Source organism: Acidovorax radicis (genome assembly GCF_020510705.1).
Taxonomy (GTDB): domain Bacteria; phylum Pseudomonadota; class Gammaproteobacteria; order Burkholderiales; family Burkholderiaceae_C; genus Acidovorax; species Acidovorax radicis_A.
This window is the reverse complement of record NZ_CP075184.1, coordinates 4,111,256-4,125,744: the sequence shown is the minus strand read 5'-3', so window position 1 is coordinate 4,125,744 and position 14,489 is coordinate 4,111,256. Positions and strand designations below refer to the sequence as shown.

Genomic DNA, 14,489 nt, shown 5'->3' with positions numbered 1-14,489 from the left:
CGGGGCGTTTTGCACGTTCAGACATCCCGCAGCGCAATCACCGCATCGCGCGCGCGATCAAGGAAAGGGCGGCGCTCCTCGCCCGCTTCCAGCACGATGGGTGTGCCAAACGTCACCGAACACAGGATGGGCACGGGCACCACTTCGCCCTTGGGCATCACGCGCTGCACGTTGTTGATCCAGGCGGGCACCAGCACGACCTGCGGGAACATCTGCGCCAGCTTGAACAGGCCCGACTTGAACGGCTGCGGCTCGTCGGCATGGCCCCGTGTGCCCTCAGGAAAGATCACGATGGAGTCGCCGCTTTCGAGCGCACGCACCAGCGGGGCCAGTGGGTCGGACGCGGGCAGGGCGGCGCGCAGCGCCTCCGGGCTGGGCGCACGCGTTGGGGTTTTGGGCGAAGGGTCGGGGCCGCCCGCCGTTGCGGTGTCGGCATCTGCCGGGGCCGCAGGGGCGCCCGCTGGCTCCGTGGCCACGGTCGTGTTTGTAGTTGTAGTTGTGGTTGGCCGCGCGGGTGTGGCCTGGCGGTCCACATACACGGCGTTGAACACGGCGGTGGTGATCCACTGCCGGAACGGCGTTTTGGTCCAGTAGTCCTTGGCCGCAATGGGCCGGGTAATGCTGCGCAACTCTTCGGGCAACGCCGCCCAGATCAGCACCATGTCGGCATGGCTCTGGTGGTTGGCGAAATAAATACGCTGCTCGGCCTTGGGCGGGCAGCCATACCAGCGGGCCTGAGACCCGGTCAGAAACCGCACGATCCCCAGCAGGAGGAAACTCATCAACTTGGCAAGCATGGCGGGGATGATACGGGCCTGTGGGTGAGTGGTTCAGTTCGATGGGAGCCATCGCCCGTCTTCGGCTTCGGGCCCAAATCTGCCTTGCACCCTCCAGTACACCCGTCACCCTCACGGTTTTCGAACCCGTCCTACTATTCCGCATCTCTCATTAGTAGACCCCGCTCATGACCACCACCCTCAAAATCGATTTCGTCTCCGATGTCTCCTGCCCCTGGTGCATCATCGGCCTCAAGGCGCTGGAACAGGCGGCAGACCGCTTGAAGGGCGAGGTGGCGCTGGACCTGCACTTTCAGCCCTTTGAGCTGAACCCGCAGATGGCGCCCGAAGGCCAGGACATTGGCGAGCACCTGCAAGAAAAATACGGTGCCACGCCCGAGCAGAGCCAGAAGAACCGCGAGGCCATCGCGGCACGCGGTGCGGCGCTGGGGTTTACTTTCAGCATGGACAAGCGCAGCCGCATCTACAACACCTTCGATGCGCACCGGCTGCTGCACTGGGCCGAAGAAAAGGGCCTACAGGCGCAGCTCAAGCACGCGCTGTTCAAGGCGTATTTCACCGACGGGCAGGACCCCAGCAACCACGACGTGCTGGTGCGCGTGGCGGGCGAGGTGGGGCTGGACGGGGCGCAAGCGCGTGCGCTGCTGGCGTCAGACCGCTACGCCGACGAGGTGCGCGAGCGCGAGCAGCTGTATCTGCAAAACGGCATCCACTCGGTGCCCGCCATCATCATCAACGAGCGCCACTTGATACAGGGTGGCCAGCCCGTGGAGGTGTTTGAGCAGGCGCTGCGGCAGATTGCGGCGCAGGGGTAGTTTGCTCTTTATTTGATAGCTGCTTTGGCATATTGCACAAGCGCTATCGGCTTGTACGATCAAAAAAGGGGGCCCAGGCCCCTTTTTTTGATGTCTACGCGTTGCCTTGGCGGCCCCGGGCCACCGTCACTTGCGCAGCGGGATGGCGGTGGTGCGGTCCACCGGCACGGCGGTCACGCCGTTCTGGGGCGATCCGTCGATGAGTTTGTCGGAGTACGTGAGGTACACCAGCGTGTTGCGGGCCGGGTCCACCATGCGCACGATGCGCAGGCGCTTGAACAGGATGGACATGCGTTCGCTGAACACTTCTTCCTGCTTCTTCAAAGGCTCGGGAAAGCTGATGGGACCGACCTGGCGGCAGGCAATCGATGCCTCGGCGCGGTCTTCGGCCAGGCCCAGCGTGCCCTTGATGCCACCGATGCGCGCGCGCGACACGTAGCAGGTCACGCCCAACACGCCGGGGTCGTCATAGGCCTCGACGATGATGTCGTGGTCGCGGCCGATCCGCTGGAAGGCGGTGTCCACAGTGCCGATCTTTTCGCCCGATGCGGCCTGCGCGGCGCTGCCTGTGAGGGCGGCAAGCGCTACGACGGCTGCGGCTGTGAGCGTGCGCGCAGCCATCACGCGGTGGCCTCGCCTTCGGTGCAGCGCTGGGCCAGGTGGGCCAGGGCTTCTTCGACCTGGTCCACCAGCACCAGGCACAGGTCGCCGGGCGAGAGGCGCGCCAGCGCGGTGTCGATGGCGATGAACTCGCCCCGGATCTCTTCCACATGCGTGGTGCGGGGGGCACCGGCCAGGCCTTCGCGCAGCAGGGCCATCACTTCGCCGTCGGCACGGCCGCGCTGGGCAGCGTCCTGGTACAGGATGACGTCGTCAAACGCGGCGCCCAGGATCACGGTCTGCTCGCGGATGTCTTCGTCGCGCCGGTCGCCCGCACCGCTGATAACCACGCTGCGGCGATTGCCGGGCAGGGCATCCACGGCCTGCACCAGGGCGCGCATGGCGTCGGGGTTGTGGCCATAGTCCGCGATGATGGTGGCGCCCCGGTAGTCCATGATGTTGAAGCGGCCGGGGGCGTTGTCGCTGTCGTTCACAAAGCCCGACAGGCCCCTGCGAATGGTCTGCCACGGCATGCCCACGCCCCAGGCGGCGGCCACAGACGCCATGACGTTCTCAACCTGAAAACCGATCTTGCCGTTGCGGGTGATGGGCACATCGCGCAGGTGGATGGTCTCGCGCCACGAGCCTTCGGAGGCCACGATGGAGTCGCCATCCACATACACGGTGCGGTGGCCCTGGGCGCGGTGCGTCACCATCACGGGGTGGTGGCGGTCGCTGGCAAAGTAGATCACCTTGCCGGGGCAGGCCGAGGCCATGGCGGCCACGATGGGGTCGGCGGCGTTGAGCACGGCGTAGCCCGTGGGCGCCACGTTCTGCACGATCACGCGCTTGAGCACGGCCAGGTCTTCCACCGTGGTGATGTAGTTCAGGCCCAGGTGGTCGCCCGCGCCGATGTTGGTGACCACCGCCACCTGGCAGCGGTCAAAGCCCAGGCCTTCGCGCAGGATGCCGCCACGGGCGGTCTCAAACACGGCGGCGTCCACCTCGGGGTGCAGCAGCACGTTGCGGGCGCTCTTGGGGCCGCTGCAATCGCCGCTGTCGATCTGGCGGCCGTTCACATACACGCCGTCGGTGTTGGTCATGCCCACGCGCAAACCCTGCGCGGTAAACAGGTGCGCAATCAGGCGGGCGGTGGTGGTCTTGCCGTTGGTGCCGGTCACGGCTACGGTGGGGATGCGGCCGTCATCGCCATGGGCATAGAGGCGGTCCACCATGGCCTGGCCCACGTTGCGGGGCTTGCCGTAGCTGGGGGCCAGGTGCATGCGCAGGCCGGGGGCGGCGTTCACTTCGACAAAGCCGCCACCTTGTTCTTCGAGCGGGCGCAGCACGGTCTCGGCCACCATGTCCACGCCGCAGATGTGCAGGCCCACCATCTGGGCGGCTGCAATGGCGCGGGCGGCCACGTCGGGGTGCACGTCGTCGGTCACGTCGGTGGCGGTGCCGCCGGTGGACAGGTTGGCGTTGTTGCGCAGGATGACGCGCTGGCCTTTTTCGGGCACCGAGTCTGCGGTCAGACCCTGCATGGCCAGGCGTGCCACGGCGATGTCATCGAGGCGGATCTTGGTGAGCGACGTGGCGTGGCCTTCGCCACGGCGCGGGTCCAGGTTCACCACATCGACCAGCTCGCGCACGGTGTGCTCACCATCGCCCAGCACCTGGGGCGGCTCGCGGCGCGCGGCGGCCACCAGTTGGTCGCCTACCACCAGCAGTCGGAAGTCGTGGCCGGGCAAAAAGCGCTCGACCATCACGGTGCCGTAGTCGGCGGCATTTTTGTACGCTTCTTCCAACTGGGCGCGGTCGGTGATGTTCACCGTCACGCCTTTGCCCTGGTTGCCGTCTTGCGGTTTGACCACCACGGGCAGGCCCACCTTGAGCGCAACCTCCCAGGCTTCGTCCACGCTCTCGACGGGCTTGCCCAGCGGCACGGGCACGCCCGCAGCGTGCAGCAGGCGCTTGGTCAGGTCCTTGTCCTGGCCGATGGATTCGGCCACGGCACTGGTCGAGTCGACCTCGGCGGCCTGGATGCGGCGTTGCTTGGAACCCCAGCCAAACTGCACCAAGCTACCGCGCGTGAGGCGGCGGTAAGGAATGCCACGGACCACGGCGGCCTCGACGATGGAGCCCGTGCTGGGGCCCAGGCGCTCGTCTTCGTCGAGTTCGCGAAGGTCGGCGACGGCCTTGGCAGCGTCGAAACTGCCATGGCCCAGCGCTGCCTGGATGAGTTGTTGTGCATCTTCGAATGCCTTGCGGCCCACGGCTTCTTCGCTGTATTCGACAACCACCTGGTACACGCCTGCATCGGTGGTGGCGGTGGTGCGAGCAAAGGTGACCGGGCACCCGGCTTGTGCCTGCAGAGCCAGTGCGGCGGCCTGCAGCACATGGGCCAGCGAGATGTCGGCGTCCCCGCCTTCGGGGTGCAGAACACCGATGGCCGGGAACAAGGCCCTCAGCCGGGTTTCAAAGCCGGCCATCTGGCCCACGGCACGCTCGGTTTCAGTGCAGCTCACCACGGCCTCGATGGCCATGTGGCGGCTCCAGAGATTGGGGCCGCGCAGGGCCCGGGTGCGGGATACATCCATGGAAGTTTCTTTCAGTGGTCCGTCGGGGCACTGGGGCCCCGTTTCATGTCGTGGGCAGTCGTGGAATAGCGGGTCAGGGCGGGGTGCGTGCGGGCGCGCTGTTATTGGCGCAGGCCAAAAGCCGCAGCCAGATCGGGCTCGAAAGTCTTGATGCCCGCACCGATGAGGTCAGGAGCAATGTCCAGCGCCCATGCGGTGCCAACCGCCGCCAGCAGTGCGTCGATGTCGGGCACCACGGCATTGCGGCCAAACGTGAGGTCGGTCAGCGCCCCCAGCACATGTTCCGCGGTGCCTGTGGCCAGCACCACACGACCGTTTTTCACGATGACGGCGCGGCCGTTGTCCTTGGCCCGGTGTTCGACGATGGCGGGCAAGCTGCCGTCCTGCGCATACAGCACCACGGCGCCATCAGACAGCGGGGCAAGGTCTGCCACCTGTGCAATGGCGGCGTTGAGCACGGTGGCTCCTTCGGCCAGCACCACATCGACCTGGGTGCGCATCACCTTGGTCATCTGGTCCTGCTCGTGCACGTCAAACTCGGCCAGCGTTTCGACACCGTCCATGTCGGTCACCACCCCCACCTGGCAGCGGTCGTAGGCCAGCCCGTCGCGCAAGATGGTGCGCGCGTCGCTTTCGATGACAGCGGCCTGCACCATCTTGTTCATGAGCAGGCGGTGGGCAGCCTCCCAGTGCGCGCAATCGGTGGCTTCCACGCAGCGGCGGTCCAGAAACAGGCCTTCGCGGCAGGCCAGTCCCGTGTGGTGACCACTGAGGTGCAATAGCCAGGCGACCACGCGGGCAATGGTGGAGGTGCTGCGGGTTCCCGCCACGCCCACCAGTGGGATGCGGCCAGATTGCGCGTCGTCGGCGTCTACAGGAAACAGATGCTCCGCAATGGCCTGGCCGACCGGGCGGGGTGCGCCCACCGCTGGCTTCAGATGCATCAGCAGGCCCGGGCCTGCGTTGACTTCGACAATCGCGCCGCCCTGGGTGTGCAGGGGCTTGGAAATATCGCGGGCCACCATGTCGATGCCAGCGATGTCCAGGCCCACCACCTTGGCGGCGAGCTGGGCGATGTACGCGACTTCAGGGTGCACGTCGTCCGTGCAGTCCACGGCCATGTTGCCATTGCGCTGCACCACCACCTGGCGGCCAGCGGCGGGCACGGAGTCGGCGTCGAGGTCCTGGCGCTTGAGTTCCAGCTGCACCTTGGTGTCGGTTGCCAGGTCGATGATTTCGAGCGGGTACTCTTCCTCGTAGCCCCGGCGCGGGTCGGAGTTGAGCTGGGTGTCGATGAGTTCCTTGACGGTGTTGCGGCCATTGCCGGTGATGCTGACTACCTCGCCACGCGCTGCGGCCACCAGCTTGCCACCCACCACCAGCAGGCGGTGTTCGTCGCCCGGGATGAAGCTCTCCACCATCACGTCGCTGCCTTCGGGGTAGGCGACGTGGTAGGCCGCCTCGATGTCTTCCTTCTTGCTCAGGTCCAGCGTCACGCCACGGCCGTGGTTGCCATCGGAGGGCTTGACCGCCACGGGTAGGCCGATGTCCTGTGCGGCTTCCCAGGCTTCTTCGGGGCTGTGAACCACCTGGCCTTGGGGGATCGGCACGCCACAGGCCTTGAGCAAGCTTTTGGTCAGGTCTTTGTCGCTGGCGATGCCCTCGGCAATCGCGCTGGTGAATTCGGTTTCTGCCGTCCAGATGCGACGCTGGCTGGCGCCATAACCCAGTTGCACCAGATTGCCGTCATTGAGCCGGATGTGGGGAATGCCCCGGTCTGTAGCTGCCGTGACGATGCACGCGGTGCTGGGGCCAAGGTATTGGTCGTCCACCTCGGTGCGCACGCGGGCCACCGCAGTCGGCACATCGAAAGGCTCGTCATTGATCGCTGCCATGATGAGGGCATGGCCTTGGGCGAGCGCCATGCGGGCGACTTGCTCATCGCGGGCGCGGAACACCATGCGGTAGACGCCGCGCTGGGAGGTGCTGCGTGTCTGGCCAAAACCGGTGGGCATGCCCGCCAGGTTGAGCAGCTCGATGACGATGTGCTCCAGCACATGGCCACACCAGGTGCCCTCCTGCAGCCGCTGCAAAAAGCCCCCGCGTTCGCCCACGCCGCAGTGGTGTTCGACTAGCGCGGGTAGCCATTTGGTGAGGCGGTCAGTGAAGCCGGGGAGCATGTTGGAGGGATGGTCTTCCAGCTCTCCCAAGTCCAGCCAGACTTCCAGGACGGGCCGATAGGTCCAGATGTTCGGGCCCCGCAAGTAGTTGATGCGAAGCAGTTGGATGTCGTTGAGTTTCGCCATGGAGTGCAGCGGGTGTGTTTCCAGCCTTGTGAGGTCTGTGCAGGAAAAAGAGATTTTGTGGACGAAGATTGTGCGCCAGTCCGGGCTCTGTGCGCAGTGTCAGCCAAATGGCTGCCGCAAGCGTTACAGGAGGATGCCGTCGCACCATGGCGAGCAGTATCGGTGAGAATTCTCACTTTCGCGAGCGCGGTCACCGCAGGCAGCCGGTGGCGGAAAACCCAAACAAAAATGCAACATCACCATTCTGTAGACGCATCGGGTGTCTTCTCTGGCCCTTTGGGGGGCGACTTGCGGGCCATGCTCGCACCCCAAGAGAACGTGCTGGCTGCGCTGGAGGTTGACCTGAGCGCGGCACTTCGGTTTGCCTCGGGCTGGGTGGTGGTGACGTCTGCACGATTGCTGGCCTGCGATCCGGGCTCCACGGTCTGGCGCAGCTGGACGCTGAACGATGGTCTGGCCTTGCGTCTGCAAGACCATGGCGGCGTGGGAACGCTGGAGCTGCACGATGCCGCCACCCGCCTGGGGCTGTGGCGCTTTACCCTGGCCCACCATGCGCAGGCGCTGCGGCTGGTGCAGCGTTTTGATCAGCAAAGCGCCTTGGGGGGCTGTAGCCCTGAGCATGAAACGGACGAGCCGGCCTGCCCGATTTGCCACACCCCTTTGCCGCCCGATACCGACGAGTGTCCTGCCTGCGCCCGAGCGCAGCCGCCACAAACCTCGACCTGGGTGCTGCTTCGTCTGTGGCGCTTTGCGCATCCCTACCGCAAGCAGCTGGCGGCAGGGTTCGGGCTCACGTTGGCATCGACTGCCGCCACACTGGTGCCGCCGTACCTCACTATTCCGTTGATGGACGACATCCTGATTCCGTTTCAAAACGGCAAGCAGATTGAACCCGGCCTGGTGCTGCTTTATTTGAGCGGGCTGCTTTTTTCGGCCCTGGCGGCCTGGGGGCTGAGCTGGGCGCGCACCTACATCCTGGCGCTGGTGTCCGAGCGCATCGGTGCCGACCTGCGCACCACCACCTACGAACACCTGCTGCGCCTGTCGCTCGACTATTTCGGCGGCAAGCGCACGGGCGATCTGATGGCGCGCATCGGCTCCGAGACGGATCGCATCAACGTTTTCCTTTCGTTGCATGCGCTCGATTTCGTGACCGACGTGCTCATGATCATGATGACGGCCGCGATCCTGTTTTCCATCAACCCCTGGCTCGCCCTGGTCACGCTCGTGCCACTGCCATTCATTGGCTGGATGATCCACACCGTGCGAGACCGCCTGCGCACCGGTTTTGAAAAGATCGACCGCGTATGGAGTGAGGTAACCAATGTGCTGGCCGACACCATCCCCGGCATCCGCGTGGTCAAGGCCTTTGCCCAGGAAAAGCGCGAAGCGCAGCGTTTTCGCGAGGCCAACCAGCACAACCTGGAAGTCAACGACAAGCTCAACAAGACCTGGAGTCTTTTCACGCCCACCGTGTCACTGCTGACCGAAATCGGCTTGCTGGTGGTGTGGGGCTTTGGCATCTGGCTGGTGTCACGCAACCAGATCACGGTTGGTGTGCTCACGGCCTTTATTGCCTACATCGGGCGCTTTTACAGCCGGCTCGACTCCATGAGCCGCATCGTTTCTGTTACGCAAAAGGCGGCGGCGGGTGCCAAGCGCATTTTTGACATCCTCGACCATGTGAGCAACGTACCCGACCCTGTCCAGCCCGTGAAGGTGGACAAGGTAATGGGCTCCATCAGCATGCAGGGGGTGGGGTTTCGCTACGGCAGCCGGGCGGTCATCAAAGACCTTGACCTGGAGATTCGTGCGGGCGAAATGATCGGCCTGGTGGGCCACAGTGGCTCGGGCAAGAGCACGTTGGTCAATTTGATCAATCGCTTTTATGACGTGAGCGACGGGTCCATTCAAGTCGATGGCATCGATATCCGGCGCTTTGCCGTGGCCGACTATCGCCGGCATATCGGCTTGGTGCTGCAAGAGCCATTTCTGTTCTTCGGCACGATTGCCGAGAACATTGCCTACGGCAAACCTGAAGCCACGCGCGAGGAGATTGTGGCGGCTGCGCGCGCGGCCCACGCCCACGAGTTCATTCTGCGGCTGCCACATGGCTATGACTCGCTGGTGGGCGAGCGTGGCCAAGGCCTGTCGGGCGGCGAGCGCCAGCGCATCTCCATCGCACGGGCGCTGCTGATCGATCCGCGCATCCTGATTCTTGATGAGGCCACCTCGGCGGTGGACACGGAAACCGAGAAGGAAATCCAGAAGGCGCTGGACAACCTGGTGCAAGGGCGCACCACTATCGCCATTGCCCACCGTTTGTCCACCCTGCGCAAAGCCGACCGGCTGGTGGTGATGGATCGCGGCGAGGTGGTGGAGGTGGGCCCACACGACGCGCTGATGGAAAAGCAGGGTGCGTACTGGCGCCTCTACGAAGCGCAGGCGCGCCGCGCCGAAGAAGATGCGCAGGCTGCGGGCGTCCTCATTGACAGCAGCCTTTTGCACCCGGCGCATCCTGCCGGGCAGTCCTGACATTGCCGAGACCGCACCATGCAAGCAACCCTTTCAAGCTCGCCAACGCCCGTTTTCCAGCTGGCGCGTAATGCCCACGGGCGACTGGTTCTGACCCTGGCCGATGGCTCGGTGCACGAAGATGTCACGCCAGTGCGCGCGTTCCCGATCGCCGCCCCGGGCGATGGGTTATCGCTGGTGGGCAGCAATGGACATGAACTGCTATGGGTTCCTCGGCTCGAGTGGGTGGAGGCGTCCGCGCGCCAGCTCATCGAAGAAGAGCTGCAAACCCGGGAGTTTGTGCCTACTATCGAAAAAATCACGGCGGTTTCTAGCTTTTCTACTCCCAGCACCTGGAGTGTGGAAACGGATCGTGGCCCGGCCCGCCTGGTTCTCAAGGCAGAAGAAGACATACGCCGCCTGGGGGGGCGCACCCGCTTGTTGATCGCCGGGAGCGATGGCATGCAGTTCCGCGTGAAAGACACCACGCTGCTGGACCGGCATTCGCGCAAGCTGCTCGAACGCTTTCTTTAGTCCGGTAGCGGCGCGTTGGGCAGGCGCAACACACCGCTGCCAGCGCCGTAAGTCTCCAGGCGCTCCCGTCGATATCGATTCTGCGCATGGGGATCGGCCGCAGACGGGGCGTTGATTTTCGGGCCCCGATGTAGCGGGGCTTGGGCCAAATCGCTGCGAGCCGCGCACACCTCAGCTTCGGCGTGGGATGGTGGTATGCGCCTGACCCTGGCGGGCACTCCTTCCGGCGCCCGTCTCATCGCAGCCGCTTTTTGCGCCACACCGCTTTTTTCTGCAGCGTCTCCACGGCCGCTCAGGGGGCGCGGCGCGTCCTTTTGGGCTTGGAATCCTGCATTCACCCTCTGCACTTGACCTTCTGGGACTAAGTTTCTAGGTGAAAACCCTTATTTTTTGGTCAATCGGTGAAAAAGACCTTAATTTGCCCTTCTTATTGCCGTTATAGATGTACGAAGAGTCCGAAAGACCTTCGCCATTTCTTTCATTAACTACGGGCCATTGCCATGCAAATGCCACCTGTCGATCGATCGCCGACTTGGCGTCCTCAGGGCGCTGATTTGTATTCCACTGGCGCTTCCGGGGCCCCTCCTGTGCGGCCGATCAACGCCCCCCATCCCGTCGAGTCCATGGACCGGTTGGGAGCAGGCGCCATCGTGCGCGAGCCCGACAAGCCGTCGGCCCCTGATGCGCCCAATCGCGACTGGACGGCGGTCAAGAAGAAAGACACGGTCGAAGAGCCCCCTGAGCCGCCCAAGGAGCCGATTTACAAGCAATTGCTTGAGTTCATCCAGTCCATGTGGCGTGCGAGTGGCAGCGCAGTGGAAGCGGCCCAGGACATCAACAAGATGACGCTGCAGGAGCGTATGGCGCAGCAGGCCAAAAACGAGCCCTTGACCTATTCCGATCCCAAGGTCAAACGCACGGGCGGCGGTTGAGGTTGGGGTTTGCCTGGCGCAGCGCAATGCTGGGCGGTGCAGGGCGCATCCCTGTGGCGGGCATTTTTTTGTGGGCTGACCACGCCCTAGGCCATGTTGTCGGCCGCGTGGGATTCAGCACTTGCTCCTGATTTCATAGCTGCTTGCGCTTGTGCAGTAAGCGCTAGAAGGCAATTTACCCTGATTTCTCAGGGGCCGGTGGCGGTTTCATTCCGTGGTGCATCAGACCTCAAGGATGCGATTCTGCGGCGGGGGTGGATGGAGACGCCACGGCCGCAGCCTGTTGCGCCCTCTGGCGGTCGCGCTCGGCGCGGTATTTGGCTGCAAAAACCTTCACTTCCTCGTACGACACGTAGCCGTCGCCGTCCGTGTCCGAATCATCAAACGCAGCGGCCAGGCGTGGGAACAGCTTGACCTCCGTGCGGCTGAGCTTTCCATCGCCATTGAAGTCCAGCATCTTGAACTCGCGCAGGGCCTTGATTTCACCCTTGGTGGGTTCGGTGGGTGACGTCGAGCCGGCAGAAGCTACGGCCGTAGAGGGCGTGGTGGCCGTGGGAGACTGTGCGGCGACCGAGCCCCAGGTGCAAAGGATGGCCGTGGTCAACCCGGTCAGGGAAATCATCTTTTTGCGCAAAGCGTGCTCCTTCGGTGCAGGGCCATGATGGTTGCACAGGTGGGTGCGAGGCGGGCGATTGCAACCACATTCCAGTGCGTTTTCACGTGGTGTTGCATGTCTTTGCCGAAGCTTTGCATGGCCACCATCGGCGGCATCGAATTATTTCAACCGCCCGCAATCCGGGGCGGGTTCGAGATGCCGCTGTTGACGTGGCCAGCAGGCACGTGGAGCGCTGCAGATGCGGCATGGCCGGTCTGATCGTCGAAGAAGAAGTCGGGCTCGAATTCGCGCAAAAAAGGCCCTTTTTCCAGCCCTCCGAGGAACATGGCTTCGTCCACGGCCAGGTTCCACTTCATCAGGGTGTTGATTGCGCGTTCATGGGCCGGTGCACTGCGCGCGGTGACAAGTGCGGTGCGCAGGCGCATACCCGACACGTCGGCCTGTTGCTGAAGCCGGTGCAACGCGCTCAGAAGCGGCTTGAAGGGCCCGCCAGACAAGGGCAACGCCGCCTTGCTGGTTTCGTGCGTCTGGAACGCAGCGAGGCCTTCGGCCTGGTAAACGCGCTCGGCCTCATCTGAAAACAGAACCGCATCACCGTCGAACGCAATACGCAGCTCGTTCGGATAGTTGGAGCCTGCCGCGGCCGAATCGGTCAGCACCCGTGCCGCCGGGAAACCCAGTGCCAGGGCTTCGCTGACGTCTTTTTCGTTGGCCGACAGAAACAGGTGCGCGCCCAGTGGACGCAGGTACTTGAACGGATCGCGCCCCTGAGTGAACACGCCGCGCTCCAGCGGCAGACCGGCATCGTGGGCCGAATGGAAGATGCGCAGCGCGCTCACAGGGTCGTTGCGCGAGAGGATGACCACCTCGACGGGTCGGGCTTGGGCCGTGTTGAAGGCCAGCAGTTTGTTCACCAGCGGAAACGCCACGCCCGGCTTTGCAGGCACATGCAGCCGTTCTTGCTGCAGCTCCATGTAGGGGCGCGGGTCGTTGGGGTCGAAGATGCGGTTTTCTTCCTCAAAGTTGAAGAGGGCGCGCGAGGAAATCGCCACCACCAGTTTGTCGTCTAGCGTTACGGCCATAGAAGGCTCCGGTCTCCGTTTGTCATCGTTCCGTGCACAGCCCGCCGCAACGCACAACAAGGCGTGGCCCAGGCCGGCGGCTGCTGTGCAAGGGCCGCCTCGCCGCGCCCGGGCTGTCCATGCCCGAGCAGGCGGGCATGGCGCCGCAACCCTCGCACCCTTCCGCGTCGTGCCGCGAGGCGAGAGAGGGGGGGAATGCGCGCACCGCCTGAAGGAGGGGGTACTTCATTTCACAAACTGGTTGAGCTGGATGATGGGCAGCAGCACCGCCAGCACGATCAGCATCACGATCAGACCCATGGCCACGATGAGAAGAGGCTCCAGAATGGTGGCCAGCGCCATGGCGCGGCGCTGCACCTCGGCCGAAAGCTGGCGGGCCGCGCGCTGCAGCATGACCGGCAGCTGCCCTGTTTGCTCACCCAGGCGCGCAAACATTGACAGCAGGCCGGGGAAGCGCCTTTTCTGCGCCAGCGCGGACGCCAGCGGCGCGCCTTCGCGCACCAGCACCAGGGCATCCAGCGCATCGGCGCGCAGCGCACGGTTGTTCAGGGTTTCAGCGGCGGCTTGCAAGGCCTTGAGGATCGGCACCCCCGCGCCCGCCAGCATGGCCAGCGTGCCGGCAAACCGTGCCGCGTTGTAGCCCCGGGCCAGCTTGCCCACCAGCGGCAAGTTGAGCCAGGCGGTATCGAATTTTTCGCGAATATGCTCAATAGTGAGCGCCCAGCGTGCGCCTGCTGCTATCAAAACGAAAGCGATCAACAAAACCCATCCATAACTGCGCACAAACGCGCTGATGCCCAGCATCGCTACCGTCAAAAACGGGAGTGCCCGCTTGGTGCCGGCAAACACGCTGGCCACTTGTGGGACCACGTAGCCCACCAAAAACAGCACGATGACGATGGCCACGAGGGTGACGATGGCGGGATACAGCGCGGCACCCGCCAGCTTGGCCTTGAGCGCCTGGCGTTCTTCCAGGTCGTCGGCCAGGCGCTCCAGCACCAGGCCCAGGTTGCCGCTGTGCTCGCCAGCACCAATCACGGCACAGTAGATGTCCGAGAACTCGCGGGGGTGCTGCGACAACGCACGTGCGAAGGTGGCGCCTGCGTTGACCTCGGCGCGCAATGCTGCGACAAGATGGCGCTGGCGCTCGTCGTCGGCTTCTTCGGACAGGGCCGTGAGCGCGCGCTCCAGCGGCAGGCCCGATGACACCAGCCCGGCGATCTGGCGCGTCCAGATGGAGAGCGCCGTGGCGTTGAACACGGGCCGTGTGAACAAGCGCTGGCCCAGGCTGGCCGAGCGTCCATCCAGGGACTGGCCGGTTTGCACCAGTTCGACCATCAACGGCACGAGGGCCTGGGCCCGCAGAAGGCTGCGTGCCGCCTTAGCGGTATCGGCCTCCATGAGGCCCTTGCGGGTCTGGCCCTGGGCGTCCAGGGCTTCAAAGGAAAAAGCGGGCATGCGATGCAGTGCGGTAAGGCGGATGGGCAGTGAAACGGTTGAACCGTTGGTCGTTCAGTGATTCACGCAACAGGTGTGCAGGACACACGCGCTGAGTCCATGATGGTAGCGACTACCCGCGGCCCCGCCGGTGCCGGGGCGTGCGCGAACGCAATGACGCAAGTCAAGGTGCAGACACGCATGCCGCGCAGAATGAACAATTGGGCTTGTGGCATTTGTTGCAGGCATTCTGAAC

Annotated in this window: 11 protein-coding genes; 4 read left to right on the top strand and 7 right to left on the bottom strand. The window is 64.3% G+C overall.

All coding sequences use genetic code 11. The annotated features are described in order from the left end of the window. Window positions 1-17: 17 nt before the first annotated feature. On the bottom strand, window positions 18-797 hold the full coding sequence (locus KI609_RS18880) for a lysophospholipid acyltransferase family protein (protein ID WP_226445085.1): 780 nt from the start codon (window positions 795-797) through the stop codon (window positions 18-20). A gap of 167 nt (window positions 798-964) precedes the next feature. Between KI609_RS18880 and KI609_RS18875 the strand changes: the two genes are divergently transcribed. Continuing rightward, window positions 965-1,612 (top strand): DsbA family oxidoreductase, encoded by a 648-nt coding sequence (locus KI609_RS18875; RefSeq protein ID WP_226445084.1) that lies wholly within the window; start codon window positions 965-967, stop codon window positions 1,610-1,612. Between the two features lie 126 nt (window positions 1,613-1,738). On the opposite strand, the gene KI609_RS18870 is transcribed toward KI609_RS18875, so the two are convergent. The 3 genes from KI609_RS18870 to cphA (KI609_RS18860) form a co-directional block, all read right to left on the bottom strand. Next, window positions 1,739-2,233, bottom strand: coding sequence for a CreA family protein (locus KI609_RS18870; RefSeq protein ID WP_226445083.1), 495 nt, complete (start codon window positions 2,231-2,233; stop codon window positions 1,739-1,741). After that, window positions 2,233-4,812: a cyanophycin synthetase gene (gene cphA / locus KI609_RS18865; protein WP_226445082.1), complete on the bottom strand. Its 2,580-nt coding sequence runs from the start codon at window positions 4,810-4,812 to the stop codon at window positions 2,233-2,235. Before cphA (KI609_RS18865) ends, KI609_RS18870 begins: the two co-directional genes overlap by 1 nt. A gap of 101 nt (window positions 4,813-4,913) precedes the next feature. Next, on the bottom strand, window positions 4,914-7,118 hold the full coding sequence (gene cphA, locus KI609_RS18860) for a cyanophycin synthetase (protein ID WP_226445081.1): 2,205 nt from the start codon (window positions 7,116-7,118) through the stop codon (window positions 4,914-4,916). A 228-nt stretch (window positions 7,119-7,346) separates the two neighbouring features. Between cphA (KI609_RS18860) and KI609_RS18855 the strand changes: the two genes are divergently transcribed. The 3 genes from KI609_RS18855 to KI609_RS18845 all read left to right on the top strand — a co-directional run bounded on the left by KI609_RS18855 (window position 7,347) and on the right by KI609_RS18845 (window position 11,098). After that, complete coding sequence (locus tag KI609_RS18855; protein ID WP_226445080.1) at window positions 7,347-9,653, top strand: ABC transporter ATP-binding protein; 2,307 nt, start codon at window positions 7,347-7,349, stop codon at window positions 9,651-9,653. 18 nt (window positions 9,654-9,671) lie between these two features. After that, window positions 9,672-10,166, top strand: a complete 495-nt coding sequence (locus KI609_RS18850) for a DUF1854 domain-containing protein (protein ID WP_226445079.1) — start codon at window positions 9,672-9,674, stop codon at window positions 10,164-10,166. A 500-nt stretch (window positions 10,167-10,666) separates the two neighbouring features. Continuing rightward, window positions 10,667-11,098 carry a hypothetical protein gene (locus KI609_RS18845; RefSeq protein WP_226445078.1) on the top strand — a complete coding sequence of 144 codons (432 nt, stop codon included), beginning with the start codon at window positions 10,667-10,669 and terminating at the stop codon, window positions 11,096-11,098. Between the two features lie 229 nt (window positions 11,099-11,327). Here KI609_RS18845 and KI609_RS18840 read toward each other — a convergent pair whose 3' ends face one another. The 3 genes from KI609_RS18840 to gspF all read right to left on the bottom strand — a co-directional run bounded on the left by KI609_RS18840 (window position 11,328) and on the right by gspF (window position 14,254). Next, the gene (locus KI609_RS18840; RefSeq protein WP_413463442.1) at window positions 11,328-11,720 is read right to left on the bottom strand and encodes an EF-hand domain-containing protein; all 393 of its coding nucleotides are present in this window, start codon (window positions 11,718-11,720) and stop codon (window positions 11,328-11,330) included. Between the two features lie 158 nt (window positions 11,721-11,878). Continuing rightward, complete coding sequence (locus KI609_RS18835) at window positions 11,879-12,796, bottom strand: 5'-nucleotidase (RefSeq protein WP_226445076.1); 918 nt, start codon at window positions 12,794-12,796, stop codon at window positions 11,879-11,881. Window positions 12,797-13,021: 225 nt separating this feature from the next. After that, complete coding sequence (gspF, locus tag KI609_RS18830; RefSeq protein ID WP_226445075.1) at window positions 13,022-14,254, bottom strand: type II secretion system inner membrane protein GspF; 1,233 nt, start codon at window positions 14,252-14,254, stop codon at window positions 13,022-13,024. Window positions 14,255-14,489 lie beyond the last annotated feature (235 nt).